The sequence below is a fragment of the Peribacillus huizhouensis genome, from assembly GCF_014138605.1.
GTDB lineage: Bacteria > Bacillota > Bacilli > Bacillales > DSM-1321 > Peribacillus > Peribacillus huizhouensis.
Genome location: NZ_JACJHX010000045.1, coordinates 1 through 3518 on the forward strand (window position 1 = coordinate 1; position 3518 = coordinate 3518).

The 3518-nt window shown below is 34.2% G+C and carries 6 protein-coding genes; 3 read left to right on the top strand and 3 right to left on the bottom strand.

Features of this window, described 5'->3' with window-relative positions; all coding sequences use genetic code 11:
- Positions 1-205 precede the first annotated feature (205 nt).
- From HNP81_RS23455 to HNP81_RS23465, 3 genes are all read right to left on the bottom strand, one after another.
- On the bottom strand, positions 206-394 hold the full coding sequence (locus HNP81_RS23455) for a hypothetical protein (RefSeq protein ID WP_182504174.1): 189 nt from the start codon (positions 392-394) through the stop codon (positions 206-208).
- Positions 395-629: 235 nt separating this feature from the next.
- A complete protein-coding gene (locus HNP81_RS23460) occupies positions 630-1046 on the bottom strand; it encodes a VOC family protein (RefSeq protein WP_062179772.1) in 417 nt (138 codons plus the stop codon).
- A gap of 247 nt (positions 1047-1293) precedes the next feature.
- Positions 1294-1863 (bottom strand): DUF3221 domain-containing protein, encoded by a 570-nt coding sequence (locus HNP81_RS23465; protein ID WP_182504175.1) that lies wholly within the window; start codon positions 1861-1863, stop codon positions 1294-1296.
- A 539-nt stretch (positions 1864-2402) separates the two neighbouring features.
- Between HNP81_RS23465 and HNP81_RS23470 the strand changes: the two genes are divergently transcribed.
- The 3 genes from HNP81_RS23470 to HNP81_RS23480 all read left to right on the top strand — a co-directional run.
- Complete coding sequence (locus tag HNP81_RS23470; RefSeq protein WP_028394065.1) at positions 2403-2732, top strand: PadR family transcriptional regulator; 330 nt, start codon at positions 2403-2405, stop codon at positions 2730-2732.
- Positions 2725-3039, top strand: a complete 315-nt coding sequence (locus HNP81_RS23475) for a DUF1048 domain-containing protein (RefSeq protein ID WP_028394064.1) — start codon at positions 2725-2727, stop codon at positions 3037-3039. The genes HNP81_RS23470 and HNP81_RS23475 overlap by 8 nt, the downstream gene beginning before the upstream one ends.
- Positions 3040-3313: 274 nt before the next feature.
- The coding region (locus HNP81_RS23480) for a hypothetical protein (RefSeq protein ID WP_182504176.1) at positions 3314-3518 on the top strand (205 nt) is incomplete at its 3' end.

The following is a 3518-nucleotide window of genomic DNA, read 5'->3' on the forward strand; positions in this document are numbered from 1 at the left end:
AACTCTTTGGAAATTGATCTAATACCCATATCTTTCTTTTGGTATAAATTAATCGCTTTTAGCTTAATTTCTTTTCTATAGGTTGTTCTAATTTTCCCCATAAAAAATCCCCTCCATAGAAGACAGTACAATCCTTTCTTTTTACTGTCTACTATAAGGGGATAATAACAAAACCGAAGATCCCGTTTTAGCTAAAACAGTTCTATTATGCGCCAAAAGAAGCTGTAACAGCAATGCTCCATACAATTAATACAAAAGATGTTGTTAACCAAAATGTGTTACTAGAAGTAGGTTGATCTTTTTTTACCTTCTTTATTATTTCTACAAGATTAAGACAAAATATAATAGCTAAAATCGGCATTAAATAAATATTAATAATCACAAATACTATCATAGATACCCCTTCACCCCTGTAATAATTGTACCAAATACTTACATTCTTCACTTACCGTTTATTCAAGAATCTGGCTCTTTAGTAGAACAAGATTCCAAAAGATTGTATGTATACTATATACAAATCTAGTTTACATAAGGTGCGATTGCTCTTATTAAACAATCGCACCCGGTAGTTAAGTAACTTTATTTGACTTTCTGTTTAAACACTCGTCACGAAATGGCGAATCGGGTTTTCAGCCTTGCGCCATTTTGCTCATATCCATATATAACGCGTTCCACCGATGACCGTCCGGATCGGCAAAACCGCAGCCGTACATCCAGCCACCTTTTTCGCCCGGCTTGCTGAATACAGTACCGCCGGCACGTTCGGCTTTCAAGGCGAACTCATCAACTTCATCCCTGGAGTTCGCCCCCAGAGTGAATAACACTTCAGTGCCCTGCCACGAATCCGCAACCGCATTACCAGCAAAACCGCGGAACGCTGATTCCGGGAAGAGCATCAAAACAACCTGATTGTCGCCGACGATCAAGCTGAATGAGCCGTCCTGACTCGCATACTGCTCATTCAACCGAAAACCGAGCTGGGTATAAAACGCCTTTGCCCGTTCTGGTTCTCGCACTGGCAGGTTCAACCATAATTCTCTCGACATACCTAACAACCTCCTGATATAGAGATGCAGTAATCACTCACCCCTATATAATTTCAATGCTTATTATAATCTTTCCATCTTGTTTGGAAAAAAATCCTTATTCAACTATCTTGCCCAGTTAGTTGAATAAGAGATTTTTTCGAATGTATGATTTTGTATATTTTCGCACATTGAAAAGACCACCAATTTGGTGGCCTTGCTGTTGAATTAACGTACCTGTTCGTTGAACAAAATATACAGTTGGTAACTATCCTTCTATTTGAAAATTATCATCATTTAAATCAATATACCAACTAGATGTCTCATCATCGTAATTAACACTTTTCACTATAATAACAGAGTTCTTAAAATCATCTGTTTCTAACTGATTGATTGCTTCTTGAATAGCTTCAACCTCAGAAATCTTAGAGTTTTTTTGTGTTTCTGTTGATTGAACTGATATATCTTTTGCAGATCCTTGACCAGGGTAAATTAAGAATACGGAACCTTCAAACAAAACTTCTATTCGCTGACCTACTAATATATCTTCTGCAATGTTGGAAGTAGAAATCCAAACAGCATCATAATGTTCACGCTCACCACCATTAGCACTATAATCTTCTGGTTCAGGACTTACTACAAGAATTTTATTTTCATCTTTTTTTGTAACATAACCCACCAATTGAGTAAAATTTGTTATTGTTTCTTTCGTCTCATTGATTTGATTTATTTCCTCATCTTCTTCTTTCTCTCCAACATTTTCATTATTTAAAGTACACCCCATCAAAGATACACCTAATAATAAAACTAAAATATAGAAGTTAAATGTTGCTTTCATGATTCCCCTCCCAATTTTTAACTTACGAATAACTTCTTTATTTATAAGTTAAACCCTTTTTAATTACTCATTTTCTTCAAGCAAACTGCACCGCGTTAGTTGAATATGGTTTTTTCTAATGTATGATTTTAGATATTTTCGCACATTGAAAAGACCACCAAATTGGTGGTCACGTTGTTGAATTAAAGCAGATAATATAAAGTGAAATGTAAAAATTGGACAATTGTTTATCGGAATGAATGTTAAAGTTCAATCGAATGAAAAGCTAAGAAATGATTTGAGTAGGACTTTCCGAAATTGGATGTCCTATTTTTTTGTGAATTTTACGATTTAGGTCATGAAAAATTTCATAAGCAACACTAAATAATTATTTCGACATGCTTTTTTATTTTGGTTTCTAATTGTCCTTATAAATATTTATCAATTTAGTTCATTTAATTTTAACCTTAAAAATACAAAAAATATTTGACACATTTTCACTACCTCGTAATACTATATAGTATTACTAAGTGATGCAGAGTAGTGTGAAAGGAGGATATATGAAGAATTTAACTGAAATGCTCAAGGGAGTTCTTGAAGGAGTAGTCCTTCAAAAGATTCAAACAGGTGAAACCTATGGGTATGAAATTACTAGGTATCTAAATGAGTTAGGTTTTGATGATATTGTGGAAGGAACTGTCTATACCATTCTTGTTCGAATAGAGAAAAAAGGACTAGTGGAGGTTGAGAAGAAAAAATCTGAGCTTGGGCCCGCGAGAAAATTCTATACACTAAATGCCAAAGGAAAACAAGAATTAAATGATTTTTGGCTACGCTGGTCATTTTTAGAAAAAAAAATGAATGAAATAAAGGAGCAAAGAGATGTTTAAAAAGATGATTCAAGAAAAACGTGAATATCGTGCATATAAAAAAAGAGTGAATGAACTACCTGAAGAATACAAAAAGGCTATGAAAGCAATTGAAAATTATATGTGGAACTTTGCTAGGGGAGCAGGCATGTTAGAGCTTTTAAAGAAAATTTTAGAGATGTTCGAAAATAGTGCCAGTGATGGAATAAGCGTAAGAAATGTAGTAGGAAATGATATAGCAGAATTTGCAGACACATTCCTAGCCGAGTTTCCAGAAGAAACTTGGATTGACAAATTAAGAAAGAAATTAAGAGATGCTATTAAATAAAGGGGAGAAAACCTAGTTAGTTGAAGTAGAGGGCTTTCTAAATGTATGTTTTTGTTTATTATCGTACATTCATTACGTTATGAACGCCAAGCTAAAATCCCCATTCAATTAATTGAATGGGGGTTTTTATTAGTTTCACCTACTAGATCAAAGTCAAAAAACGCAAACTTGATATTCGTTTACTTTTCTAAGAGTATTTTAAGGTTCTTCTTCTTTTTCTTTAAACTCGAGAGGTTATGATAACAATACAAACAACACAAGGAGGTTATCAAGCATGAACTTGATATCAATGCTATTAACAGGTGCTTTAATCGCGGGTGGTCTAGGAGCTCATACACTGCTTGATAACCAACCCTTAACTGAACAAACAAATGCACCCTCACAAACAATTAATGAATTACAAGCAAAGACTATTGCCTTAGACACATCAAAAGGCGGTCTAGTAACGAATACTCAAACCGTTGAAAATTATGGAAGTA

Coding starts and splice junctions, on each gene's coding strand:
- HNP81_RS23455 (WP_182504174.1), bottom strand. CDS start 394: ATGATAGTATTTGTGATTATTAATATTTATTTAATGCCGATTTTAGCT.
- HNP81_RS23460 (WP_062179772.1), bottom strand. CDS start 1,046: ATGTCGAGAGAATTATGGTTGAACCTGCCAGTGCGAGAACCAGAACGG.
- HNP81_RS23465 (WP_182504175.1), bottom strand. CDS start 1,863: ATGAAAGCAACATTTAACTTCTATATTTTAGTTTTATTATTAGGTGTA.
- HNP81_RS23470 (WP_028394065.1), top strand. CDS start 2,403: ATGAAGAATTTAACTGAAATGCTCAAGGGAGTTCTTGAAGGAGTAGTC.
- HNP81_RS23475 (WP_028394064.1), top strand. CDS start 2,725: ATGTTTAAAAAGATGATTCAAGAAAAACGTGAATATCGTGCATATAAA.